General features: G+C 57.4%; 21 protein-coding genes. 4 read left to right on the top strand and 17 right to left on the bottom strand.

The genetic code is table 11. The features are described 5' to 3' along the window. Nucleotides 1–151 precede the first annotated feature (151 nt). Nucleotides 152–721 (top strand): DUF4365 domain-containing protein, encoded by a 570-nt coding sequence (locus ABH944_RS21580; protein WP_404608569.1) that lies wholly within the window; start codon nucleotides 152–154, stop codon nucleotides 719–721. After that, nucleotides 711–1,853 (top strand): hypothetical protein, encoded by a 1,143-nt coding sequence (locus ABH944_RS21575; protein ID WP_404608570.1) that lies wholly within the window; start codon nucleotides 711–713, stop codon nucleotides 1,851–1,853. The genes ABH944_RS21580 and ABH944_RS21575 overlap by 11 nt, the downstream gene beginning before the upstream one ends. Nucleotides 1,854–1,894: 41 nt before the next feature. Here ABH944_RS21575 and ABH944_RS21570 read toward each other — a convergent pair whose 3' ends face one another. The 12 genes from ABH944_RS21570 to ABH944_RS21515 all read right to left on the bottom strand — a co-directional run bounded on the left by ABH944_RS21570 (nucleotide 1,895) and on the right by ABH944_RS21515 (nucleotide 15,609). Next, the gene (locus tag ABH944_RS21570) at nucleotides 1,895–2,950 is read right to left on the bottom strand and encodes a sugar phosphate isomerase/epimerase family protein (RefSeq protein ID WP_404608571.1); all 1,056 of its coding nucleotides are present in this window, start codon (nucleotides 2,948–2,950) and stop codon (nucleotides 1,895–1,897) included. A gap of 44 nt (nucleotides 2,951–2,994) precedes the next feature. Continuing rightward, the gene (locus ABH944_RS21565) at nucleotides 2,995–3,969 is read right to left on the bottom strand and encodes a substrate-binding domain-containing protein (protein ID WP_404608572.1); all 975 of its coding nucleotides are present in this window, start codon (nucleotides 3,967–3,969) and stop codon (nucleotides 2,995–2,997) included. A gap of 62 nt (nucleotides 3,970–4,031) precedes the next feature. After that, nucleotides 4,032–5,048, bottom strand: a complete 1,017-nt coding sequence (locus ABH944_RS21560) for an ABC transporter permease (RefSeq protein WP_404608574.1) — start codon at nucleotides 5,046–5,048, stop codon at nucleotides 4,032–4,034. After that, complete coding sequence (locus ABH944_RS21555; RefSeq protein WP_404608576.1) at nucleotides 5,029–6,516, bottom strand: sugar ABC transporter ATP-binding protein; 1,488 nt, start codon at nucleotides 6,514–6,516, stop codon at nucleotides 5,029–5,031. Before ABH944_RS21555 ends, ABH944_RS21560 begins: the two co-directional genes overlap by 20 nt. A 1-nt stretch (nucleotide 6,517) precedes the next feature. After that, on the bottom strand, nucleotides 6,518–7,537 hold the full coding sequence (locus ABH944_RS21550; RefSeq protein ID WP_404608578.1) for a LacI family DNA-binding transcriptional regulator: 1,020 nt from the start codon (nucleotides 7,535–7,537) through the stop codon (nucleotides 6,518–6,520). Nucleotides 7,538–7,620: 83 nt separating this feature from the next. After that, on the bottom strand, nucleotides 7,621–8,208 hold the full coding sequence (locus tag ABH944_RS21545; protein ID WP_404608579.1) for a hypothetical protein: 588 nt from the start codon (nucleotides 8,206–8,208) through the stop codon (nucleotides 7,621–7,623). Nucleotides 8,209–8,276: 68 nt separating this feature from the next. Further along, the gene (locus tag ABH944_RS21540) at nucleotides 8,277–9,110 is read right to left on the bottom strand and encodes a quaternary amine ABC transporter ATP-binding protein (protein WP_404608580.1); all 834 of its coding nucleotides are present in this window, start codon (nucleotides 9,108–9,110) and stop codon (nucleotides 8,277–8,279) included. Beyond that, nucleotides 9,107–10,057 carry an ABC transporter permease gene (locus ABH944_RS21535; RefSeq protein ID WP_404608582.1) on the bottom strand — a complete coding sequence of 317 codons (951 nt, stop codon included), beginning with the start codon at nucleotides 10,055–10,057 and terminating at the stop codon, nucleotides 9,107–9,109. Before ABH944_RS21535 ends, ABH944_RS21540 begins: the two co-directional genes overlap by 4 nt. Before the next feature lie 62 nt (nucleotides 10,058–10,119). Further along, nucleotides 10,120–11,163 (bottom strand): glycine betaine ABC transporter substrate-binding protein, encoded by a 1,044-nt coding sequence (locus ABH944_RS21530; protein WP_404608583.1) that lies wholly within the window; start codon nucleotides 11,161–11,163, stop codon nucleotides 10,120–10,122. A 94-nt stretch (nucleotides 11,164–11,257) separates the two neighbouring features. Further along, on the bottom strand, nucleotides 11,258–12,202 hold the full coding sequence (locus ABH944_RS21525; RefSeq protein ID WP_404608585.1) for an electron transfer flavoprotein subunit alpha/FixB family protein: 945 nt from the start codon (nucleotides 12,200–12,202) through the stop codon (nucleotides 11,258–11,260). A gap of 10 nt (nucleotides 12,203–12,212) precedes the next feature. Beyond that, nucleotides 12,213–12,971, bottom strand: coding sequence for an electron transfer flavoprotein subunit beta/FixA family protein (locus tag ABH944_RS21520; RefSeq protein ID WP_404608587.1), 759 nt, complete (start codon nucleotides 12,969–12,971; stop codon nucleotides 12,213–12,215). Nucleotides 12,972–13,002: 31 nt separating this feature from the next. Further along, nucleotides 13,003–15,609, bottom strand: coding sequence for a GcvT family protein (locus ABH944_RS21515; RefSeq protein ID WP_404608589.1), 2,607 nt, complete (start codon nucleotides 15,607–15,609; stop codon nucleotides 13,003–13,005). A 172-nt stretch (nucleotides 15,610–15,781) separates the two neighbouring features. On the opposite strand from ABH944_RS21515, the gene ABH944_RS21510 reads away from it, so the two are divergent. Then, nucleotides 15,782–16,693: a LysR substrate-binding domain-containing protein gene (locus ABH944_RS21510; RefSeq protein WP_404608590.1), complete on the top strand. Its 912-nt coding sequence runs from the start codon at nucleotides 15,782–15,784 to the stop codon at nucleotides 16,691–16,693. Nucleotides 16,694–16,699: 6 nt separating this feature from the next. Here ABH944_RS21510 and ABH944_RS21505 read toward each other — a convergent pair whose 3' ends face one another. The 4 genes from ABH944_RS21505 to folD all read right to left on the bottom strand — a co-directional run bounded on the left by ABH944_RS21505 (nucleotide 16,700) and on the right by folD (nucleotide 21,642). Beyond that, the gene (locus ABH944_RS21505) at nucleotides 16,700–17,728 is read right to left on the bottom strand and encodes a flavin reductase family protein (protein WP_404608592.1); all 1,029 of its coding nucleotides are present in this window, start codon (nucleotides 17,726–17,728) and stop codon (nucleotides 16,700–16,702) included. Further along, nucleotides 17,725–18,972 (bottom strand): aromatic ring-hydroxylating oxygenase subunit alpha, encoded by a 1,248-nt coding sequence (locus ABH944_RS21500; RefSeq protein WP_404608594.1) that lies wholly within the window; start codon nucleotides 18,970–18,972, stop codon nucleotides 17,725–17,727. Before ABH944_RS21500 ends, ABH944_RS21505 begins: the two co-directional genes overlap by 4 nt. 243 nt (nucleotides 18,973–19,215) lie before the next feature. Continuing rightward, nucleotides 19,216–20,361: a porin gene (locus ABH944_RS21495; RefSeq protein WP_404608596.1), complete on the bottom strand. Its 1,146-nt coding sequence runs from the start codon at nucleotides 20,359–20,361 to the stop codon at nucleotides 19,216–19,218. A gap of 423 nt (nucleotides 20,362–20,784) precedes the next feature. Continuing rightward, complete coding sequence (gene folD / locus ABH944_RS21490) at nucleotides 20,785–21,642, bottom strand: bifunctional methylenetetrahydrofolate dehydrogenase/methenyltetrahydrofolate cyclohydrolase FolD (RefSeq protein ID WP_404608778.1); 858 nt, start codon at nucleotides 21,640–21,642, stop codon at nucleotides 20,785–20,787. Between the two features lie 238 nt (nucleotides 21,643–21,880). On the opposite strand from folD, the gene ABH944_RS21485 reads away from it, so the two are divergent. Then, a complete protein-coding gene (locus ABH944_RS21485) occupies nucleotides 21,881–23,071 on the top strand; it encodes an amino acid aminotransferase (protein ID WP_404608598.1) in 1,191 nt (396 codons plus the stop codon). Between the two features lie 42 nt (nucleotides 23,072–23,113). On the opposite strand, the gene ABH944_RS21480 is transcribed toward ABH944_RS21485, so the two are convergent. Further along, nucleotides 23,114–23,731 carry a TetR/AcrR family transcriptional regulator gene (locus ABH944_RS21480; protein WP_404659488.1) on the bottom strand — a complete coding sequence of 206 codons (618 nt, stop codon included), beginning with the start codon at nucleotides 23,729–23,731 and terminating at the stop codon, nucleotides 23,114–23,116. Nucleotides 23,732–23,902: the final 171 nt, after the last annotated feature.

Here is a 23,902-nt window from a genome sequence, read left to right as displayed (position 1 = left end):
CAGTAGCTCCACGCCGACGCACTCGCGTCGGCGTTTTCTTTTGCGCTGTGCAAGTCGTCAAATTTTGTCGCAGCGAATTTTTCCACAAGTCGAATAAGCGTGTTTGAGGCTACCCTTTCCTGTCGATGGATAACAGAACAGCGGGAAAGTCATGGCAACAGCACTCACCACATTAAATCGGGAATCGGAGTTGAGCTACGCTTACCTCCACGCGATTGCATCCCACGCCGGCGTCAACTGCAAGACGAGCAACCGGCACGACGACAATGCCGGCATCGACGCCATGCTCACCGGCTGGGAGCCATTTCCGAATGGCGGAAACCTGACCGAAGTCGACATCAAGGTCCAGTTGAAGGCAAGCATCAAGACACCGTTCGACGACGGCGATTCGCTCTCTTATTTTCTGTCCGGTACGCAGCAATACGACGACCTGCGCCGTGAAACACACGCGTCACCTCGCATACTTGCGGTGCTATTTCTCCCGCCGAAAGCGGAAGACTGGCTGACGCACTCCCACGAGCAGCTCGTGCTACGAAAATGCGCGTACTGGGTCAGTCTGCGTGGTGCTCCACCAACAGAGAACCATGCAGGCGTGACGGTGAAAATTCCGAAGAAACAGGTGTTCGACGGTACCGGCCTCATGCAGCTCATGGCGAGCATCTCGCGTCGCGAAATTCCTTCTTACAGTGCTCCCGCTCATCGAGCTCTCCATGGCGATTAAAGATCTGTCACCGTCTGGCCTGCGTGATTTCGTGAAATCACTGGGGTGGCAGTCGCTGCCCGACGGCATCGTGGATCGTCTTTATGTCCTGCATCACGCCGACGTGCCGCGTCGCCAGATCGTCATTCCCATGGATCAGGATGCGCCGGACTACGCCGAGGCTTGTGAGCTCGCGCTGTCCAAGCTCGCAGATTTGCAGGGTATGAAGCTGGCGGATCTGATTCAGCTCGCTGCCATTTCGCGTGACGACTCCGTTTACTATCGCGTGACTAGCAGCCGTTCGATTGATGAAGGCCTGCCATTGTCGTTTGCCGCCTCGTTGCTGCAAGGCGCGGAGCAGATCCTGCTCGCGTCGGCCTGTACCGTATTGCGCCCGCAGACCCATCATCCGCGTCTGCACAGGGCGGAAGCTACGCAACTCGCCGGTCATGCGCGGTTCGGACACACCGAGCGCGGCAGCTTCGTGGTTCGGGTGTCGTGTCCTGTCGACGCCATGGAAACGCCTGCCGTACCCGACCTCGCGCATACGAACGACTCGTTTGTTCGCATGACCATGCTGACGGCCAGAAATGCCGTGCGCCAACTCGTCAATGCGATTGAAGAGGACACGCTGAACCGCTTTGTAGATTCGCAAAGGGCGGCGGCAGCGCCCGTGGTTTCGTCCAATCTTTGTGAAGCGCTGACCCGTCTTCATAATGACGACATGCGCAACAACATCGATATGTCGTTTCGGTGGGCTACAACCGTGGCGTTACCGCACGACGCCACGGCCGGTGAGAACATCAGGATTCCAAGTGACTATTTCGGACGTATTGATGAAGTTCGCCAGGAATTGCGCGCAGTCGAGCGTGACCGCGATGACGTATTCATCGGCACGGTCGAGCATCTGAACGGTGAATTCGATATTGCAGGAAATCGGGCCGGCGAGGTGGTCGTGGCACTGCTCCTGCGTGAGGGCGAGATCATCAAGGCCCGCGTCGTGCTCAATCAGGAACAGTATGCGAAGGCAGTCGCCGCGCACCTTGACGATCGCGCCCTGGTCCGAATCGCGGGACGCCTGCGGCCCGGTCGCCAACCACGTACGTTGACCGAGGTGACAAGCTTTATGCTGATCGGCCCGGAGCTGGGCTAAAAATCAGTTCGGCTTGGCAGGTGGACGTGGTGTTCGGTGCTTCAAGGCCCGAACCCCAGCACCTCCCGTATTTGCTCACCGTTCGCCCCGCTTCCGGCGAAGTCATCAAACGCCCGGTCCGCTACGCGAACAATATGCTTGCGGATATATTCCGCCCCCTCGCGCGCGCCATCCTCCGGATGCTTCAGCGCGCATTCCCATTCAAGCACGGCCCAGCCGGGAAAATCGTACTGTGCCATCTTCGAAAAGATCGCTCCAAAGTCGATCTGCCCGTCGCCCAGCGACCGGAATCGCCCGGCCCGGTCCACCCACCCCGAATAACCGCCGTACACGCCCTGCCGGCCGTCAGGACGAAACTCCGCGTCCTTCACATGGAAAGCCTTGATGCGTTCGTGATAAATATCGATGAACTGAAGGTAGTCCAGTTGCTGCAGCAGGAAATGACTGGGGTCGAACAGGATGTTCGCTCGTGGATGAGCATCCACGGCGGCAAGAAAGCGATCGAACGTCACGCCGTCGTGCAAATCCTCCCCCGGATGCAACTCATAGCAAACATCCACTCCGGCTTGGTCGAAGGCATCCAGCAACGGCCGCCAGCGCCGCGCCAATTCCTCGAACGCTGCCTCCACCAGACCTTGCGGGCGCTGAGGCCACGGATACAGATACGGCCACGCCAGCGCCCCCGAAAACGTCACGTGCGCGTCTAAACCCAGGCGCTTCGACGCCGCCGCAGCAAACCCGACCTGCTCGATCGCCCAAGCCGTGCGAGCCTTCGGATCGCCGCGAACATGCGCTGCTGCAAAACCGTCGAAGAGCGTGTCGTAGGCCGGATGCACCGCGACGAGCTGCCCCTGCAAATGCGTCGATAACTCCGTGATGCTCACGCCGGCGTCATCCACTACGCGCAGCAGATCGTCACAATAGGCGTCGCTTTTTGCGGCCTGCTCGAGATCGATCAGCCGCGGATCGCATGGCACCTGGATACCTTCGTAACCCAGGCCCTCTGCCCATCCTGCAAGATGCGCGAGGTTGTCGAAGGGCAACGTGTCGCCTAGAAACTGAGCCAGGAAAATGGCCGGGCCTTTGATGGTTTTCATGAGCGTCGATCCGCGAACGTAACTGTCTTCAACCCGCCTGGAACTTAGAATGGCGAGTTCGGATAATAGAACTGCTTGGCGTTGTCCTTCGTGATCAACACCGAAGGAATGATGGTCGTCGCCGGCAAGCTTTCACCCTTCAAACGCGCTTCGGCGGTGAGCTTGATCGCGTCGTAGATAAACTTGGGCGAATACGACACATCCGCCTGGACCAGCTTGTCGCCGTCCATGATCCGCTTGACCGCCTCCTTCGATCCCGCGCCGCCAAAGACCTGCTTGATGTCCGTACGCTTCGCCTGATCGATAGCCTTCAGCACGCCGATCATCATGTCGTCATCGGCGGCCCAGACCGCGTCGATATGCTTGAAGCGCGTGAGGTAATCCTGCATGACCTTGAACGCGTCATCGCGATTCCAGTTGGCGTATTTGGCATCCAGGATCTTCATGTCGGGATGCTGCTTGATCACCGATTCAAACGCAGCCCAGCGTTCGTTGTCGAGCGTGGTCGGGATGCCGCGCAACGCGACAATATCGCCCTTGCCGTCCATGGTCTTCGCCAGATATTCCGCCGGCAGCTTGCCGAACGCGGTGTTGTCACCTGCTACGTACGCGTCCTGCGCGCTGGTATCGGTCAGCCCGCGATCCACCACGGTCACGTACACGCCCTTCTTCTTGACCTGCGCCACCGGCTGCGTCAGCGACGCCGATTCGAACGGGAAAACCACCAGCGCATTGATCTTGTTCACCGTCACCAGGTCCTGCAACTGGTTCGCCTGTTCCGGCGCGCCGGCTGCGGTCTTGATGATGATCTTGAGGTCCGGATGCGCGTGTTCCAGTTCCTTCTTGGCCTCGTTGGCCCACCACACAATGCCGCCGGTGAAGCCGTGCGTCGCAGTCGGGATAGCAACGCCGAGCGTGACTTTATCGGCGGCGATGGCCGAGACGGCGCTCGCCGCCAGCGTTAATCCGACCAATGAGCCGACGACCGAGGCGCCGAGTGCGCGAAGAATGTTTTTCATGCTGTGTCTCCATTGTTGTGACTGGCGCCTGAGAGGATTTCAGGGCACGGTTCGAACACACTTCAACGACGTCCACGCTGTAAAAACGCTACGAAAATAATCACGGCGCCCTGCACCGCCGCGTTGAGATACACACTGATGATGCTGGTGAGATTCAGGATGTTCGCGATCACCGACAACAGGATCGCTCCGATCACCGTCCCGATCACACGCCCTTCTCCACCTCTTAACGCGGTGCCGCCAACGACCACCGCAGCGATCGCTTCAAGCTCCCAGAGCAGCCCCGTGGTCGGCGTGGCGGACCCGAGACGCGGCACGTACAGCACCGTCGCCACGCCGACGCACAACCCAAGCAGCGCGTACGTGACGATCTTCACGGTGTCCACGCGAATGGCCGCATAGCGCGCGACCTGCTCGTTCGACCCAATGGCCTGCACATGCCGCCCGAACACGGTTCGGTTCAGCACGATCACACCGCCCGCCGCGACGATCAGGAACACCCAGATAGGCACGGGAATGCCGAAGAGACTGGCGTAATACACGGGGCCGTAGAGATCGGACAGGTTGTTGTCGAGCGTGAGCGCGCCGCCGTCCGCAATCCACGTCAGCACCGCACGAAAGATCCCGAGCGTACCCAATGTCACAATGAACGGCTCTATGCGTCCCTTGGTCACGAGCAAGCCGTGCGCCAAACCAAAAACACCCCCTAAAACAAGGGCTAAAACAATCCCGACAGCAATAATGGCGAGCGGTGGGAGCGTGAGTCCGCCCACACCGTGCGTGAGCGCGTTCATGACCCAGATCATGCTGCCCGCGATCAATGCGGCCATCGATCCGACCGACAAGTCGATACCGCCCGAGATGATCACAAAGGTCATCCCCACAGAAATGATGCCGATGAACGAAGTTCGCGTGAGGACGTTCATCGCGTTGTCGAAGGTGGCGAAATCCGGGTTCAGCAGCGTGCCGCCTATGCATAGCGCAACCAGCCCGAGCAGCGGCCCGACGCCGTGCAGCCGCCGCGCGAAGCCGCCCAGGCGGCTCGATCCTTCAACGCCTTCAGTGTGTGCCGGTCGCATGCGCGATCAACCTCTCTTCAGTCAGATGTCCGGGCCCAAGCGTGGCGACAAGCTGGCCGCCGCGCATCACCGCCACGCGATGGCATAAGCCAATCAGCTCGATCAGTTCGGATGAGATGACGATCACCGCGCGGCCTTCCGCGGCGAGTGCGTGGATCAGGAAATAGATGTCGCGTTTCGCGCCGACATCGACACCCCGAGTGGGCTCGTCGAGGACAATCACGCGGGGATCGGGATGCAGGAACTTCGCGAGCGCGAGCTTTTGCTGATTGCCGCCCGACAACATGCGGGCGCGGCTCGCCAGATTGCCGGTGCGGATACCGAAGTCGCCGACCGCCTTTTTAAGCGCATCGCGTTCCGCTTGTGCGTCGAGCAGCGGATGCGCGTACCGCTCGAGCGTCATCATCGTGAGGTTGTCTTTCAACGCCATGTCGACGTGCAGGCCGCGCCCCTTGCGGTCCTCGCTCAGATACGTGATGCCGTGTTCCATCGCAGCACGGGGATTGCGCGGATTGATGTTCTCGCCGTCAAGTTCGATGCGTCCCGCCGTGCGCGGGCGCAGCCCGATGAGTGCTTCGAAGAGCTCCGTGCGTCCCGCGCCCACGAGTCCCGCAAAGCCGAACACTTCGCCTGCCCGCACCGAGAAACTGACGTTCTGCGCCCAGCCCGGCACGTATGCGTTATCGACCTTGAAGGCCACGCGGGTTTCGTCGGCGAGGACCGGTTTATCGGGGAACATGTCGGATACTTCGCGCCCGACCATCAGGTTCGCCATCTGCTGGCGCGTGGTCTCAGCTGTCAAGCCACGTGTGACGAAGCGGCCGTCGCGCATCACGATGACTTCGTCGGTGACGCGTTCCACTTCGTCGAGCTTGTGCGAGATATAAACGATAGTCACGCCGTCTTCTTTCAACCGTGCCATCAGTGCGAAGAGCCGTTGCGTTTCTGCGGGCGTAAGCGTCGCGGTGGGTTCGTCCATGATCAGCAGGCGGGCATCGCGCAGCATGGCCTTGGCAATTTCCACGAGTTGCTTCTCTGCGACGATCAGGTCGCGCACGCGGGTATCCGGGTGCTTGTGCAGGCCGACGTCGGCGAGACGCGTGCGTGCGGCCTCGCGCATGGCGGGTTCATCGAGGAAGAGACCGCGGCGTCTCTCGTGGCCAAGAAACATGTTCTGCACGATGCTCAAATGATCCGCGAGGTTCAGTTCCTGATGGATCAGCACGATGCCGGCGGCTTCGGCATCGCGGGAAGTAGTGAAGGCCTTGACCACGCCGTCGATGGACACCGTACCACCGCTCGGGCGTTCGTAGCCCGCGAGGATCTTCATCAGCGTCGACTTGCCCGCGCCGTTCTCGCCAATCAGGCCGTAGATACGGCCGGGGGCAAGATCGAAGCTCACGCCATGCAGCACGCGAACGGGTCCGAACTGTTTTTCGATGTTATCGAAGGCGACGGCCAGGCTCATGTCACGCACTCCTTCGTATCATCAGCTTGTGCGGCAGCAGTACGCCGGGCACATCCGCGTCTGGTTCGCGCAGGCGTTTGAGAAGCAGGCGGGCGGCGGTTTCTCCAAGTTCGCGCATGGGTTGGGCGACCGTCGTGAGCGGCGGATCGATCTGCGCGGCGACGGCGATGTCGTCGAAACCGATCACCGCCATGTCGTCCGGCACGCGCAAGCCAACGCCGCGCAAACCGTTGATCACACCGATGGCGAGGGTGTCGGAGACGGCAAACACTGCGGTCGGCCGGTTGCGCCGCAGGCGTGTCAGCGTGCGCGCGGCGCTTTCGCCGGCTGCGTAATCGAGGGTATCGAGGTCGACTTGCCAAGCGGGATCGGCGTCGATCCCTGCAGCGCTTAATGCATCGCGATAGCCTGCCGCGCGCTGGCGGCTATATAAATATCCGTGGCCTGAATTGATCAGCGCGATTTTCCGATGGCCTGTACTGAGCAAATGCCGTATTGCATCGCCGGCGGCTTGATAGTTGTCGATGCCTACATACGGTACGCCTGCGGCGGGATCAAACTCGCAGCAGGCTACCCAGGGCAGCGTGGCGGCTTCTTCGGCTAGCGCCTGCTGAATGGCTGCGGGATCGAGGCAGATGGCGCCGTCCGCGCGGCGGCCTCGCAGCAGGTCGAAGTAACTGCGTTCGCGGCCGGGGTCGGCGCCCGTGTCGCAAAGCAGCATGAAATAGCCGTTTTGACGGGCGACGCTGTCTATGCCGCGAACAATGGCCGCGTAGAACGGGTTGCCGAAGTCGGGGACCATGGTGAGCAGCATGCGGCTTTCCGCAGTGCGCAAATTGCGGGCGAGTTCGTTGACTCGGTACCCGCTGGCCGCAACCGCGGCGAGCACTTTATCGCGAGTGGGCTCGCGGACGTTGGTGTGGCCGTTGAGGACGCGCGATACGGTCGCGACCGAGACACCCGCCTTTTGTGCAACATCGGCGATCGAGATTTCATCGGCGGGGCGCAATGTTTCGCTCATTTATTTCAACTCGCGGCCCGCGGATGTAATGGATTACATTATTGGAGTAGAGGGGGGCCGTGCGCGATAGGGACAAACACGGGTCATTCAGAATTGGAACCAGAAAGTCCCTGAATATCCGGGTTGTCGACGGGGAAATGGCGATCCAATGACTCATTGCGCAGCGCGTCCAAGTACTTTGATGTGGCTCTCATGCATTGGATGACCGGCGCCAGTGCGTGGTATGAACGAGCCGGCTGGAAAGTCACGAACGCCTCGAGCGCGCGCTCGTGGTCCGCTAGCAATCCGGTTTCCACGGCATCGGACTGCGGCGCCTCGAAAGCGAGCAAGTCGTAGCGAACCACCGCCGGGCCTATCCGCTTCATCATGGCGGCAAGAAGATCGTCCCATGGCAGAGTTGACATCGTCGCCGCCACCGAGCGACCGATGGCAACCGCTTTGTCCCGTGGTGGAATCGGCGCACCGTGACGCATCAGCACAGTCGCGAGGATTTCGCCCGTCTGCTGTTCCAACCGGTTCAGGCACAGGAATACCCGCGTTGCATACGTATCACGAGCATGGTGTGCCGCCATCTGTGAAAAGAACACCTGCCCTGTCAGTTCGCCTTCGTATGCATCGGATACGCTTTGAAGATAATCCAACACCAATTGCTCACCTCGCAGCATGCCCATCCCATGCTTGTGCGCAAACCGCAGAAAAGGCCGATCGCAGCGCAAACTTGTTCGTGGCTCGATTCAGCTCAAGCATCGCATTGAGTTCTCGCGAAGAAGCGTTTCACGTAGTCGCTCGCCGGATGGGTGCGTATCTCGTCCGGCGTGCCCACCTGGACGACCTCGCCGTCTTTCATGATGGCTATGCGCGAGCCCAGCTTCATTGCCTCGTCGATATCATGGGTAATGAAGATCACGGTCTTCTTGAGTTCGGCCTGCATCTCCAGGAGCAGATCCTGAAGGTCACATCGGATCAACGGGTCCAAAGCCGAAAAAGCTTCATCCATCAGCAGGATATCCGGGTCAGAAACCAGCGCTCGTGCGAGACCCACTCGCTGCCGCATTCCGCCCGACAGCTCGTCTGGAAACTTGTCGCCATACCCTCGCAAGCCGATTCGACCGTCGAGCCATCTGGTCGCGTCAGCCAGGGACTCTCGCCTTGAGTCACCACGCAGCATTCTCCCGAACACGATGTTTTCCATGACGGTCTTGTGCGGGAGTAGTGCGAAGCTTTGAAACACCATGCCGATGTTATGCCGGCGGATGGACCGCAGTTCCCGCTTTGACAGCTTCAAGATGTCCTGTCCGCGGAAAAGGAGCTGCCCGGTCGTCGGTTCAATAAGCCGGTTGAAGTGGCGAACGAGCGTGGACTTCCCGGAACCCGATAAGCCCATGATGACGAAGATCTCGCCTTCCTTGATTTGAAGCGAGACGTCGCGAACCGCAACCGTGCAGCCAGTGCTTTCAAGAATATCTTCCCGCGATGCATTTTTTCGGGCCGCCTCCTGAGCTGAACGCACGCTCCCTTTGCTGTTCCCGAAAATCTTGTAGACATTGCGCAATTCAATGAGAGTGGAGCTCATGCTTTTACCTCCCTGCGCTCTTCCGTGAGCTCCTCCGTAGGCCCTTCCGTGTGCGACATCGATTTCGACCTTCGCTGCACACCGTAAGCCGAGGCTCGGGAGCGTTCCCGGCGCGAGCGCCCATACGACTGGGTAATCCGGTCAAATACAACCGCCAGGATGACAATCGCCAAACCCGCCTGGACTCCCTGTCCCATATCCAGGTTGTTGATGCTGGACAGGACGTCTTCGCCAAGCCCCCGCGCGCCAATCATTGAGGCAATGACGACCATCGCGAGCGACATCATCACGGCCTGATTGAGGCCGGCCATGATCGACGGCAACGCAAGCGGCAACTCGACACTCAGCAATTGCTGTAGCGGTGTGGCGCCAAATGCCTGAGACGCTTCAAGTACGTCCGCCGGCAATTGACGAAGGCCCAGTTCCGTCAAGCGCATCAGCGGCGGAAGTGCATACACGGTGGTGGCAAAGATTGCCGGGACCCGGCCAAGTCCAAACAGCATCAGCACGGGAATCAGGTACACGAACGAAGGTAACGTCTGCATCATGTCCAGCACGGGGTTGAGTGTCCGGCGCAGGAAGACCGATTTCCCCATTGCAATACCCATTGGCAGGCCGATGAGCGCGGTCACCACGATAGAGACGAACATGATTGATACGGTTGATATCAACTTGTCCCAAAGTCCCAGACACCCGATCACATAGGTCAACGCGACCAGGGCGAGGGTGGGTACGACTCGTCGACATCCAAACCAGGCGACAAGCGCCAGGATCGCCAGGAGCACGACGGGCGGCGTCGCCTGCAACATATGCTCGACCGGGTTGAGCACCCACACGAGCAGGAAGTTACTCACGCGATGAAAGCCGTCCGCATACCTTTGTACAATCTGGGCAAATCCACGATTGATGACGTCTGCCAGATTTACTGAAAAGAAAATGTCGTTCACCGCTTTATCTCCACGTATCGGCCGGCTAGCGCCTCATTGACCGCAGCCGGCCGAAACCATGCTCACTTCGGAATCGAGGCTTCGACCTTGCTTGCGACGTCTGCGGGTACCCAGTCGGCCAACGCCTTCGGATTGGTTTTGAGGTATTGAATGGCCAACGTCCGCGGGTCAGCCTTGCTCGAACCCATCTTTTCCATGGCCTCGTTCACCGATGCCATGGAGAGACTCATCTTGTTCAGGAAACTGTTTGCAACCGGGTCCGTCGTATAGAAAGGCGTCGAGACAACGATTTTCAAGTCCGTGACGGGCGAGGAAGACGGGCACGGATTCGCGTCCTTGCTGTTGCTGATCGTCTTCCAGCATTGCGCGTTGAACGCCGGCTCGTCCAGGCGAATGGACGGGTATCGCGCGAGCAGCGTCGACGGCTGATAGTAGTAGTAGACAATCGGCTTGCCGCGCTCATACGCGGACGCGATGGTGGCGTCCATCGCCGCACCGGTTCCCGGGTGCGTGTTCGTATAGTCCTTGTCAAGCTTGTATGCCTTCAGCTTCTGCGTGTTGTCTGATTCGCACTGCCATCCGATCGGGCAGTTCAGGACACTTCCCTTTGACGGATCTTCCGGATCGGCGAAGGTAGCGCTGTACTTCGCCAACTGCGTCACGCTCTTCAGGTCCGGGGCGATTGGCTTGATACCCCGCTTCGCGTCACCCTTCACCACATACTCCGGTACGTAGAATCCTTCAACGCTGCCGCCTTGAATGAGGTCACCAATAATTTTTACCTTGCCCTCCTTGGCAGCCGTCTCGACAGCGGCGGTTCTCCCGTTCCAATATTCGACGAAGACCTGCAGCTCATTGCTTGAAACAGCGCCAAGCGTGATTGCATTTGAACCGTTCACCGTTTCGGTCTTGCAGTCGTAGCCTTTTTCGAGCACGTAGCGAGCGATCTCCGTAAAGAATTTTCCACTCTCCCAGCCAATCTCCGCAAACTTGACCGGTTTCCCTGAGTTGCACCATGCCGAGGTTGTCGCTGCTGATGCGCAAAACGATATGCCCATCAAACCGACAGTAGCGGCGGCGTATCGCAAAAGCTTGTAATGGTTCATGTGGCCTCAATCAGAAGTAAGAGTGTCGTGCTTGAAAGATGATCATTCGATGCCCTGCCGGCACTGCATGACCTGCTGTGCTGCAAGCGGATAGTCATGTGCTCGTCAACCATTGAGGTACCACGTCAAACAAGTCGGCGACCAGCCCATAGTTCGCCACGCCAAAGATTGGCGCGTCCTTATCCGAATTGATAGCGACGATGATTCGAGAATCGCGCATGCCCGCCAGGTGTTGAATCGCGCCCGACAAGCCAACCGCCACATAGATATCGGGCGCCACGATCTTCCCGGTTTGACCGACCTGCCGCTCGTTCGAAGCGTAGCCGGCATCGACGGCAGCCCGCGACGCGCCAAGTGCGGCACCCAGCTTGTCCGCGAGCGGCTCAAGCAAGGTGGTGTAGTTATCCTTGCTGCCAAGGCCCCGGCCACCGGAAACAACAATGGGCGCGGAGCTCAGATCCGGTCTGTCCGACACCGCCGCCTGCCGGCTCGTGACGCGACTCATGAATCGATCTTCGGGAACCACGCAAGGCTCCACAGGAGAGGCATTGCATGCTTCTGTTCCAGCCGGGAAGGCGGTGGAGCGGACGGTGAGCACCTTTATGGAATCGAAGGCCTCGACGGTCGCCATAATGTTGCCCGCATAGATCGGACGGTCGAAAACGGCTTCGCCTTTAACGGCGACAACGTCGGAGAACTGCGCGACGTCCAGCTTTGCGGCAACCCGTGGAGCCACATTCTTGCCGAAGTTATTCGCACCAAAGAGGAGATGTGAATAGCCGCTTTGGGAGAGACCCAACACGACCGCTGCGAGGTTCTCCGCTCCCCTGTCGGCCAGATGCGCTGCGTCGGCCAGAAGAACCTTGTCTACACCGCTCGACGCGGCAGACTCTACGGCTGTTTCCAACTGATGCCCCGCCACCAGCAAGTGAACATCTGTGTTGGTGAATCTGGAAAGCTGTCGCGCCGCGGCGATGGTGTTGTGGGTCGATGACAGGACGGCATCGTCGAGGACATCTGCAATGACGAGAATAGACATGGGGCACCCGCTAGATGAGTGTTGATTCGGTACGCAGCCGGGCAATCAAGGTCGCGACGTCCGGGACCAGTTCGCCTGCCTTTCGTTCGGCAGGTTCCGCGACACTCAATGTCCTGCATCGCGGGCTGATGTCGACACCAATACTGTCCGCAGCGATCAATCTCAGCGGTTTTTTCTTCGCTTTCATCAGGTTGGGGAGCGTAACGTAGCGCGGCTCGTTGAGGCGAAGGTCGGCGGTTACCACTGCAGGCAACGTCATGTCTACGCTCTCCTGACCTTCATCCGTTTCCCGCGTAACGACCAGGCGTTCTCCATTGAGCCCACTGAGTTCGATTGACGATGCGCAGGTCGCTTGCGGAAGGTCCAGAAGTGCGGCCAGCATTTGCCCCGTCTGATTGGAGTCGTCGTCAATAGCTTGTTTGCCAAGCAAGATCAACTGCGGGCTTTCCCCGTCGACGACCACCTTCAAAAGCTTCGCCACCGCGAGTGGCTGAAGCTGCGCATCGGTTTGCATCAGGATCGCCCGGTCCGCACCCATGGCCAACGCCGTGCGCAGCGTCTCCTGCGAAGCTGGCAAACCACAGGCAACGACAATCACCTCCGTAGCAAGTCCTTGTTCTTTCAACCGCACGGCGGCTTCGAGTGCAATCTCGTCAAACGGATTGATCGTCATCTTCACCGAGGAGAGGTCCACGTCAGTATGGTCAGTCCGAACGCGCACTTTGACATTTGGGTCAGCAACTCTCTTTACCGCGACCAGAACTTTCATTGTCTTTCCTTTCGCTATTCGCTTGGGCGAGTTACTTCGCGGCTCGCATGCGTTCGCCTTTCGGGTCGTACGGAACTGCTTCCAGCAGCGACGCAGCGCGCCGCTCTCCAAGAACATGTAAGTCGTAACTGGCACCGGCCGAAATGTGAGGCGTCTCGATGTAGCCCATGGCCAAACTCTTGCCAACGGTGTGGCCATAGCCGCCGGACGTGGTAAAACCAACCACCTTCTCGCCAATCCAGATGGGCTCGAATCCACTAGGGTCCGCGTCGGTCGCGGCGACCTCGAGCATCACGAGCCGATGTGTCGGCTCCTTGTCCTTCGCCGCAAGCGCTGCCTCACGGCCGATAAAAGCCGGCTTGTCGAAAGCCACGAAGTGCCTGAGGTCATTCATTGCCGGCGTGTACTCCGGTCCGAATTCTCTTGACCAGATCCCAAAGCCTTTTTCGAGGCGCATGGAGAGAAGTGCCCAGACTCCGTACTCACGGAGTCCCAAGTCCTTGCCGGCCTCGAACAGTTGACTATAGAGAGAGCGAACGTACGTCGATTCGCAATAGAGTTCATAGCCGAACTCGCCGGTCAATGACAAACGCGCCACCGTAACGGGTACAACGCCGGCCTCGGCGAAGGTGACCGAGAGCAAAGGCTTTGCTGCTTCAACGGCTTTCTCGCCAATCAGGCGCTCCATCAGGCTTGTCGCTTTGGGACCCGCAATCGCAAGCATTGACACCGCGTCGCTACGGTTAGCTATTCGCACGGATCCATCAGTGGGCAAATGCGATTCGAACCAGCGCATATGCCATTCTTGAAGGTATCCCGAACCGGTTATAAGAAAGGATTCGTCCGCCAGTCCAAGGATGGTCAGGTCTCCCATCAGCCGGCCCGTTTCACTGAGCATGGGGGCAAGTCTCGCCCTGCCGACTGCGGGAATTTTCGATGCAAAAAGGTGATCGAGCCACGCGAAGGCACCTGGTCCGCTCACCTCGTATTTGGCATAACCGCTGGCATCGAAGAGACCGACATTATTGCGTACGTTGCAGCATTCCTTGCCCACTACATCGAAAGCGTTTGAGCGCTTGAAGGTTGGCGTCTCCAATGGCTCATCGCCCTTGGGCGCAAACCACATAGGGGTTTCCAGACCATAGCTAACCCCGAAGACAGCATTCTTTTCGGATTGCATATCGTACAGCGGGGTCGTCTTGAGGGGCCGCCCGGCCGGCCATTGCTCGTTGGGCCGGGCGAGGTAAAACCGGTGCTCATAAAATTCCTGCGCCTTCGCGGTCACAAAATTCTGGGTCAAATTCGGAAACCTGGCGACATCAAAACCGAAGACGTTATCTTGCGGTTCACCTTGAATCATCCACTGCGCGAGCGCCAATCCTATTCCGCCACCCTGACTGAACCCGGCCATGCAACCACATGCAGCCCAGTAGTTTTTCTTTCCCCGCACGGGTCCTACGAGCGGATTGCCGTCGGGTGTGAACGTAAACGGGCCATTGACAATGCGTTTGATGCCCGCATTGCCGACGCTTGGGAAGCGTTCAAACCCTTTGATGAGTTCGTTCTCGATCTTCTCCAGATTCGGCTGAAGGAGGTCTGTCTCGCCATAGTCCCAAGGCGTGCCCGCCAGCGACCATGGCGTTGAATTCTTTTCGTAGACGCCAAAAAGAACCCCTTGGTGTTCCTGGCGCATGTAGATCTCACCGTCCAGATCCACCATGACCGGAATCTCTTTTCCAAATGCTTCCAGCTCCGGAATCGCTTCCGTGATGAGGTAGTGATGTTCCATCGGAATCAACGGAAGCTTCACGCCAGCCATCATTCCCACCTCGCGTGCCCACAGCCCCGCAGCGTTCACGACATGCTCCGCGTGAATGACGCCCTTGTCCGTATAAACGTTCCACGTTCCGTCCGGCCGTTGCTCAAGGCTCTCCACCTTCGTTTGCTGATGGATCTGCGCGCCCGCCTTCCTGGCAGCCCGTGCGTAGGCCTGGGTGGCGCCGTACGGGTCAAGGTGGCCCTCGTCGGGACTCCAGAGGCCTCCAAGTATTTCGCCGACGTCTGCCAGCGGACACGCCGCCTTGATTTCCGACGGAGTGATCAGCTCGCTCTCGATGCCCATGAAGCGATGACGCGACCACTCGGTGCGCAGGAATTCCCAACGTTCCTGTGTTGCAGCCATTGCTATGCCGCCCGGAACATGTAATCCGACGTTTTGGTCTCCAGCCTCTTGAATTTCCTTGTAGAGCGCAATGGTGTACGCCTGCAGACGAACAATGTTCGGGTCGCTGTTGATCGAGTGAAATCCCGCTGCCGCGTGCCAGGTTGAGCCGGCGGTCAAGACTTTGCGCTCGAGCAACGCCACGTCGGTCCAGCCAAACTTGGTCAGATGGTAGAGGACCGAACAACCGACAACGCCTCCGCCAATCACAACAGCTTGATAATGCGATTTCATTTTTCCGCCATGTTGAAACGGTTTGCCCTGCTCGCCCACGCGCCTCTCGACCGCTTGGCCCCAAGTCGCGCACAGCGAACTACGAAGACCTAAAGTTAGGCAGCCAGAAAACAGGACGAAACTCAAAAAAGTTGATGCGATGCATGCGTTTATTGATGCAACCGATAAAAACGCTGCAAGCACTTGATTTAACTGGGAAGCTAAACAGTTAGCTTAATCAAAGACTTATCGGCTACGGGTAAATCCTGACGAGCTGTGCCTTGTGATCGCTAGTCCAACTTTTTTGGATGCACTAAAGTCTCTTTCAGTTCGAGTCAGTACCGGACCGATGGCTTGATCTCCCGGAGCATCAACATTGGCAACGCAACGAAAACGCTTACCGCCGCTCAATACCATTGCTGCATTTGAAGCATCGGCCCGACTGATGAGCTTTACGCGCGCAGCCGAGGAATTGCATCTGTCGCAGGGAGCGGTAAGCCGTCAGATCCAGGTGCTGGAAGAACGAATGGGTATTGCGCTCTTCAACCGGCGGCATAAGGAGATTCAATTAACCCGTGCTGGTTTGATTTTTCAACAAGCGATTGCGCAAAGCCTGAATTCCATTCGTCGGGCCGTGACGGTAATCGAGGCCCTGGACACGAGTACCGTCACCATCGCGGCTAGCAATGCCATGGCCAGCTTCTGGTTGATGCCGGCCATCATTGACTTCCGCACGCAACATCCCGACATCGATATTCGTGTGTTGGCCAGCAACGTTCCGGTCGACCCGTGGAAAGACCCGGTCGACCTGGCGATAAGATACGGCGATGGCCAATGGCCAAACGTCACCAAGTTCAAGCTATTTGACGAAGAGATATTTCCAGTTTGTAGCCCAAAGTATCTTGAGAGCCACCGCATTGATTCGATCAGTGACTTGCCGAAAGCGGAGCTCATTGAGCTCGAGGCAGACATCTCCGCCTTCAATTCATGGGATACATGGTTTGAGATGGCCGGGATGCAGCCCGGCCAGCTTCACAAGTCATTGACACTGTCCAACTATGACCTGGTCTATCGAGCCGCGTGCAGCGGCAAGGGTGTCGCGCTCGCGTGGTCCTATGGAATCCCGCACGAATCGCGCGAGACGCTATTGGTCAAGCCGCTCGGCAATTCCGTCAAGACGGGATTGTCGGAGTACATCATTCATACCGAAAACGAAGAACTCAGTGCTCCGGCGAGAATCTTCCTTGACTGGCTTATCGATTTTGGCGGCCGCAGCATCTGGACATGACAGTCATTAATACTCGAGGACCACATCACTCAATGGCGTGGAGCAGCAGGCAAGGACGAAACCCTCGTCGACTTCCTCCTCAGTGATTCCCCCGTTATGCTGCATGTCCACTTCCCCGCTTAGCTTGCGAAGCTTGCAGGTTCCGCAGACACCCGAACGACACGCGTTCGGGATCTTGATGCCTCCGGGCGCTGCATGAACAGCGTCAATGAGCGTCTCACCTTTCAGGCATACCGAGTCAAGCTTCGACAGTGCCAAGCTGACGGTAAACCTCTCGGCGGTGATCAGCGGAACGGCTTTTACTTCAGCCGGAAGCACGAAACTCTCCTGGTGGTACCGCCCAGGCTGGCCACCGCGCCCAAGAAATAGTTCGCGCATGTCAGACATGAACGAGTCCGGGCCACAGCAGTACGTGCTCCGCAGATGCCAGCCTGGCACCATCGAATCCAGGGTCGACGCGTTCAAACGGCCATTGATGCTATTGGTATCTGCGTCTCGGGACACCAGGAAATGCGGCGTAATTTCCGGGTGAGCTTTACTCATTGCCAATAGCTCATCACGAAACAGAAGGTCCGCCGGTGTTCGCGCAAACTGAAGAAATTGTGTGTCTCTCCCAAGACCCGCTGCCCTCATCGCGCGGGCCATGGAAATCAAAGGTGTGATGCCGACGCCTCCCGCGATGAACAACAACGGCTCCACAACGTCGTTGCTTAGATGGAAGTCGCCGGTAGCGCGTGAAACCCCCAGCTTCGCGCCCACTGCAAGCTCTCGATGCAGCCACGTGGAAACGACACCGCCCACTGAATGCTTGACGGTAATGGTGAAGACACCACCGCACCCTTGCGGCTCCGAAGACACCGTATAGCAGCGGCAATGAGTCGCACCCTGTATCGTGAATTCGACAGTAACGTACTGCCCTGCCTTGAACTCAAAGGAATTTTCGGCATCGTCGATCGTGAATTCAACGGTCTTCACATTCCACGACTCGTCGGTAATCGACGTACACGTTGCCTGGGAAAAAGTACTGCTACTCATGACTCGGCTCTTTCGAGCGCCACGCTAACCGGAGACTGCGCAAGGCCGTTCGAAAGCGTCGTCAGGTACCAGTCGATAAATTCCGTCACGCCAGTCTCGACCAACGGAGAATAGGGCCCCGGCTCAAAACCTTTTGAATTGATACCTTGCTGGTTTGCCTCAACGAGCTTTTGGTCTTGAGCGTTGGTCGCCGCCCACACCGCTGTCAGGTCTCCCACCGAATAATCCTCACCCTCTATGGCATCTGCATGCACCAGCCACCAAGTCGTCACCTGAGTCTCTGTCGGACTTAGCGGAAGAACTCGAAACGCAACGGCATGGTCCGACAGCGCGTGGTTCCACGTGTTCGGAAACCGCAAAAGACGGAGCGAACCAACGTCCGCATTGTCCAGCGTGCCCATGAGCTTCTTACAAGCGAGCTCACCCGTCATCGTGAAAGACACGCCGCGTTCCATCGCCACCCGTACCAGCCGGTACCCCTCATCCGTTTCGATGGGCGCATAGGGTAAGCCCGCGGCTGCCCATCGAGCCTCGTCCTTCACACACTTTTCAGCGTATTCGCCGCCAAAGCGCGGGTCGGTAGGTCCATCGAATTCTGAAATGGTTCTCAGGAGCTCAGGGTGACTGCCGGTGCAGTGATAACACTCGCGATTGTTTTCGATGACAAGCTTCCAGTTGCCCTTCTCGACTATGGTCGTCTCATGGGCAACCTTGGCGTTCTGCAATCCATGCGGCCGGATGTACGCCGACACCTTGTTTCGGAACTCGTCGAAACAAGGTGGAGTTTGAGCGAGCGAGATAAAGATGTATCCCTCGACGGTTTCGCAATGTACCGGCTTCAACGAGAATGCGGTCGGGTCGAATTCTTCGCCCATCTCTTTTGCAAACAGCAACTTTCCATCAAGGCCGTACGTCCACTGGTGGTAGGGGCAAACGAGTGTGCCCGACGAGCCCTTCTCGCCCGCACAGATTCTCGAACCTCTATGACGGCATGTGTTATAGAAAGCCCGTACTGTTTTCGACCGGTCGCGAACAACGACGACGGAGCTTCGACCTATCTGAACCGTGAACCACTGCCCTGCTTTCGCAATCTGTGCAGTCATGCCGGCGAGCAACCACTCGCGCTCCCAAATCAGCTCAAGCTCTCGCTCATACAGCGCGTGGTCGTTGTAAAACGGCTGAGGCAAAGCCCTGCCCGGGACACGAGAATCGATAAGCGACTTAAGGTTTGCGTTCGACAGCATGATTATCGGGACCTGAGGATTTGAGTGTCTTCTGAGTTGGAGCAGCGCTCCCCTGAAGTGATTTAAATCGCGTCGAAATTTCGGCGCAACCTACAAAAGCTGATGCTCTGCATGCGTTTTCGAGTCCAAGGCATTGTTGACCTTCCAGGCCCGCACCGTCGACACCCGCATCGCACGCTCAGCCTTGCACCTGGAAGGGCCAACATCTTTCTTGATGTCATTACCTCATTACGTCACTACGTTCTAGAAGAAATGCCTCAGCGCTACGCGACCGACAACCTGTTTATTGGTTGAGGAGGAGTTGTCTGTTCCGGTGATATAGGCATCATCCAGGAACGTACCTGTTGAGCCGGACACCTTTTGATAGACAGCCTGGACGTAGACGTCCGTGCGCTTCGACAAGTTGTAGTCCGCCATGAGCCCGACCTGATTCCATTTCGGTTTTGCGCTCCCGTTGCTGCCGTCGTACTTGCCGCTCGTATACGTGTACATACCTCCGATAAAAAACGAAGGCGTAAAAGCGTATTGCGCGTTGACTTCGAAATTGTCGAACTTGAGCGAGCTGACGGAGACTCCCGTCGGGAAAGATGCGGGAGTGAGATAGCCATTGCCCGTCGGATTGTCTAACGTGGTGTGCGTATAGGCGAATCCGAGCGTCGCCTTGCCGACAACGTAGTTGATACCGGCACCGAACTCGCGCTGATGGGCGGCAAAAAAACTGGCGTCATTTTCAGCAACAGCGCCCGCCGACCCCACCCCGACATTATTGATGTCCATGTAGGCGGCGCCCAATGTCAATGGTCCCGACACGTAACTGGCGCCCGCGCTCATCAGCCGGTTGTTCGCGAGCTGCCCCGCTGTATTGCTGAACCCATACACACCGCCAAACTTCAAGCCGGCATAGTTTGCGCTCGTATATTTGACGGAATTGCTGACTCGAAATGAGTTATCCGTGTTGTCGTTGTCATACGGATGGGCAAACAGATACCCTGCCCAGTTCCCATTGGCGGTGGTTGGCCCCAGGAAGTCGACGACCGAATCATACTGTCGCCCAAGGGTCACGGAGCCATACTGGTCCGTAGCAATCCCGACGTACGCCTGGCGGCCAAACATTCGCCCACCCTGGTTCGCCCGCCCGCTACTCAAGTCGAAGCCGTTCTCCAAATCAAAGATTGTCTTCATTCCGCCACCAAGGTCCTCCGAACCCTTGAGACCCCAGCGGTTGCCATATGCGTAGCCGGAGGCCATCTCGTAGTTCTTGTTGCCGCCGGTGTTATTCGTGAAGTTGATGCCTTCATCAAGAATGCCGTACAGAGTCACGCTCGACTGCGCGAAGGCTGGCGAGGTTAACGAACCGGCCAATGCCAACATGGTCAGATGCTTTTTCATTTGACGCTCTCCAACTTGCTCAAGCTGAACTTTGGTTGTTTCCTATCGGCTAGTGGTGAACCGAGGGGTCTATTTTTGTGACGCAAGTGGGAGCCTAAAAAACCGAAATTTCGCGCGCAAACCAAACATATACATGCAATGCATGCCAAAAAACATCCACGCGGAGGAGGGGTCGAGTTGAGGATGAATGTCCGTGAAAACGCCCGGTATACCTCACGCGCGCGGGATCTTGTCGCTCTTCAAAGACGGTCATGACCGCGGCGACACGCAGATGCGTTTTATCAACCCGCTTGCCCGAATTGGGAAGCGGGTCGCGGCGCTTCATACATAGGCTGCATCAACATCGATAAGCATTTAACAGGGGGCTTCACTAACCGCTCCAGCAAAGCGCCAGGCGCCAACAGTCGGCGTGGACTCGCGGATTCACATCTGCGCGGCCCTCTCCGCCGACTCCAAGGTATTAACCAGCAGCATCGTAATTGTCATTGGCCCGACGCCCCCGGGAACCGGTGTCACGTGGCCCGCCACGCGATTTACTGAAGGGAAATCGATGTCTCCACACAATTTTTCCTCGTCATTTTTGTTCATGCCGACATCAATAACGGTTGCGCCACGCTTCAACATGTCGCCTGTCACTACATTTCGCTTACCCACCGCGGCGACCACGATATCGGCCGACTTCGTGTGAAAACTCAAGTCCGCGGTTTTGCTATGGCAAATTGTCACTGTCGCTCCGGCCTCAAGCAGCAACAGCGCCATGGGTTTGCCAACGATATTTGACCGTCCGATAACAACTGCGTGCTTGCCGGCCACCGGGATGTCGTACGCCTTCAACATTTTCATCACACCATATGGCGTGCATGGCCGAAACTGCGGACGCCCCGTCATCAGGGCGCCGGCGTTTGCCACATGAAATCCATCCACGTCCTTTTCCGACGCAATTGTTTCAATGACTTTGTGGCTGTCGATATGACCGGGTAGTGGCAATTGAACAAGAATGCCGTGGACCGCAGGATCCTCGTTCATTTGCCGAATCCGGCTGAGCAGTTCTGCTTCAGTCACCGTGGCAGGCAAGCGGTCAAGCGTGGAAGAAAGCCCGTGTTGCTCGCACGCCTTCACCTTGTTCCGTACATACACCGCGCTTGCGGGATTGTCGCCTACAAGTACAACGGCTAGTCCCGGTGTTCTACCCATTGCCGTCAACGCCGCAGCGCGCTTCGACACGTCTTCGCGCAGATGCTTTGATAACAGTACACCATCGATGATTATTGCTTCAGTCATGTCCTGGTCCACATCGCTTTAATTGAGCTTCTTCGGAAAGCCACGGCTTCCGTCCAAACGAAATAATGTACATATCTGTACATAGTGTCAAAGCATAATTTTTGATGCAAACCAATGTTTCACCGTGCTTTTTTTCACGTATATTCCATACACATATGTACATTAACCGTTTGGACGTCGGACCCAAGAGCGTCTCCACCATAGGGCGCAACACCATTCAGCTCCTTCAGGAACTCAGATGTTTGAACACATAGCACCCTATGCCGGTGACCCTATTCTCGGCTTGATGGAAAAATTTACGCAAGACGCGAGGACAGACAAGGTGAACCTCGGCGTCGGGATCTACTACGACGAAGCCGGTAAGATTCCGGTCCTCTCTTCCGTCCGCATAGCTCAGGAGCGCGTATTTGCGGCGCATACAGCAACGTCATATCTGCCGATTGAAGGGGACCGCATCTATCGGTCCCAGGTAGCAGCCCTGCTGTTCGGTGGCGATGTGGAATCGCTGACCGACTCTCTCGCAGTCGTGCAGACAGTGGGGGGTAGCGGCGCACTGAAGGTGGGTGCCGACTTCCTGAACCGAAACTTCTCTTCGAGCTCTGTTTATGTCTCTGAGCCCACCTGGGATAACCACATCGGGATCTTTGAAGGCGCCGGCTTTAACGTGGGTCAATACCGGTACTACGATGCGCCGACCAAGGGGCTGGATCTCCAGGGAATGCTGGAAGACCTGAACAAATTGAAGCGCCATGACATAGTGCTCCTTCACCCCTGCTGCCACAACCCAACAGGTGTCGACCCGGACCATCGTCAGTGGTCGCAAATCCTGGATGTGGTGCAGCAGCGAGAACTCATTCCCTTTGTTGATATTGCATATCAGGGTTTTGCCGCGAGCATCACTGAGGACGCGTTTGTCATCCGCGAGCTTGCACGTCGGAAGATGAATTTCCTGGTCAGCAGCACGTTTTCAAAGACATTCTCGCTCTATGGCGAGCGATGTGGGGCATTGACGGTGCATTGCGCAGAACCAATACAAACGGCAAACGTACTTGGGCAGTTGAAGTTCACGGTGCGACGCAACTACTCCAGCCCTCCTACCCATGGCATGCGACTGATAGTGACAGTATTGTCGGATCCTTCACTGCGAGCAATGTGGGCCGAAGAGCTTGAGTCGATGCGCACGCGTATTGTGACGATGCGCGGGAAGCTCTGCACCGCACTGTCCTTGGCAGTTCCGAGCCGAAGCTTCGCCCATGTTGCGGAGCAACGAGGCATGTTCGCCTATACAGGATTGACGCAGACCGAGGTCGCAGCGCTGCAATCGGAATTTAGCGTCTACGTGGTATCAACCGGCCGCATATGCATCGCTGGATTGAACAACGGCAATGTGGACTACGTTGCCCAAGCTATTGCAAGCGTGGTGAAGTGAAATGGTGCCTGGCGCCTCGCTATGCGACTGGCGCCAGTCTCGTCAGATTTTTATCCCGCTGAGCACCTCAAGATATCTCGGCGCATTGCGAATGCGCACTTCCTTGCTCTCCTTGATGCCCGTCAGGTAATAGCCCAACTGATGGAAGTACAAGATCTTCGCGCGGATAAGGCTGTCTGCCTTTGGATGCCCCATGTCCACGAAGATTTTTTGGAGGTGCGCAATTCGCTGCTTGTCGATGCGAGCCACGCGTTTCTCAATCGCATGGTCCTTACGTGCCCATTCTCGTATGGCCATGTCAAATTCCGACGAAAACTGACGCTCGTCTATGAACAGATTCACGAGCTGACGCAGCCTCGTCCTGGCAAGTTGCTCACGCTCTTTCGGATCGTCCGGGTGCGGCTCTACAAGAGCGCGAAGCGCACGGTCATTGACATCGGTCCAATATTCAATCAATGCATCAAGCAGCTCCTGGCGATTTTTGAAATGCCAGTAGAAGCTGCTTCGGCTGATTTCCAGCATCGCCGCCAGCGGCTCGACCTTGACGGCATCGATACCCTGGTCAACAAGTATCGCGCGTGCAGCATCCAGCCATACGGTACGGTCGACAACCGGCCGAGAAGCCTTGGTCATTCTTTTCGTTGGTTCTTCGCTTGCCATATCTGAGGAGTTTGACACGCTGTCGCAGTTTTCTTGCAGGCAAGCATAGCATTCCCATCGCCAGCGCGAACCTCGCCAGGAATGTTTACCCGAGTTTTGAAGCACGTCCCTCTTGCTGTTTTGTCAGCGTTGGCAACGCTTGCATTCGCCGACTCGGCACGACTTCAGACA

This window comes from Caballeronia udeis (assembly GCF_044909315.1).
GTDB classification, from domain to species: Bacteria; Pseudomonadota; Gammaproteobacteria; order Burkholderiales; family Burkholderiaceae; genus Caballeronia; species Caballeronia udeis_A.
This window is presented reverse-complemented; position numbering and strand designations above follow the sequence as displayed.

Coding starts and splice junctions, on each gene's coding strand:
- ABH944_RS21540 (WP_404608580.1), bottom strand. CDS start 9,110: ATGAGCTCCACTCTCATTGAATTGCGCAATGTCTACAAGATTTTCGGG.
- ABH944_RS21555 (WP_404608576.1), bottom strand. CDS start 6,516: ATGAGCCTGGCCGTCGCCTTCGATAACATCGAAAAACAGTTCGGACCC.
- ABH944_RS21545 (WP_404608579.1), bottom strand. CDS start 8,208: ATGGGCATGCTGCGAGGTGAGCAATTGGTGTTGGATTATCTTCAAAGC.
- ABH944_RS21550 (WP_404608578.1), bottom strand. CDS start 7,537: ATGAGCGAAACATTGCGCCCCGCCGATGAAATCTCGATCGCCGATGTT.
- ABH944_RS21505 (WP_404608592.1), bottom strand. CDS start 17,728: ATGAGTAGCAGTACTTTTTCCCAGGCAACGTGTACGTCGATTACCGAC.
- ABH944_RS21480 (WP_404659488.1), bottom strand. CDS start 23,731: ATGGCAAGCGAAGAACCAACGAAAAGAATGACCAAGGCTTCTCGGCCG.
- ABH944_RS21485 (WP_404608598.1), top strand. CDS start 21,881: ATGTTTGAACACATAGCACCCTATGCCGGTGACCCTATTCTCGGCTTG.
- ABH944_RS21575 (WP_404608570.1), top strand. CDS start 711: ATGGCGATTAAAGATCTGTCACCGTCTGGCCTGCGTGATTTCGTGAAA.
- ABH944_RS21500 (WP_404608594.1), bottom strand. CDS start 18,972: ATGCTGTCGAACGCAAACCTTAAGTCGCTTATCGATTCTCGTGTCCCG.
- ABH944_RS21520 (WP_404608587.1), bottom strand. CDS start 12,971: ATGAAAGTTCTGGTCGCGGTAAAGAGAGTTGCTGACCCAAATGTCAAA.
- folD (WP_404608778.1), bottom strand. CDS start 21,642: ATGACTGAAGCAATAATCATCGATGGTGTACTGTTATCAAAGCATCTG.
- ABH944_RS21560 (WP_404608574.1), bottom strand. CDS start 5,048: ATGCGACCGGCACACACTGAAGGCGTTGAAGGATCGAGCCGCCTGGGC.
- ABH944_RS21570 (WP_404608571.1), bottom strand. CDS start 2,950: ATGAAAACCATCAAAGGCCCGGCCATTTTCCTGGCTCAGTTTCTAGGC.
- ABH944_RS21495 (WP_404608596.1), bottom strand. CDS start 20,361: ATGAAAAAGCATCTGACCATGTTGGCATTGGCCGGTTCGTTAACCTCG.
- ABH944_RS21530 (WP_404608583.1), bottom strand. CDS start 11,163: ATGAACCATTACAAGCTTTTGCGATACGCCGCCGCTACTGTCGGTTTG.
- ABH944_RS21525 (WP_404608585.1), bottom strand. CDS start 12,202: ATGTCTATTCTCGTCATTGCAGATGTCCTCGACGATGCCGTCCTGTCA.
- ABH944_RS21565 (WP_404608572.1), bottom strand. CDS start 3,969: ATGAAAAACATTCTTCGCGCACTCGGCGCCTCGGTCGTCGGCTCATTG.
- ABH944_RS21580 (WP_404608569.1), top strand. CDS start 152: ATGGCAACAGCACTCACCACATTAAATCGGGAATCGGAGTTGAGCTAC.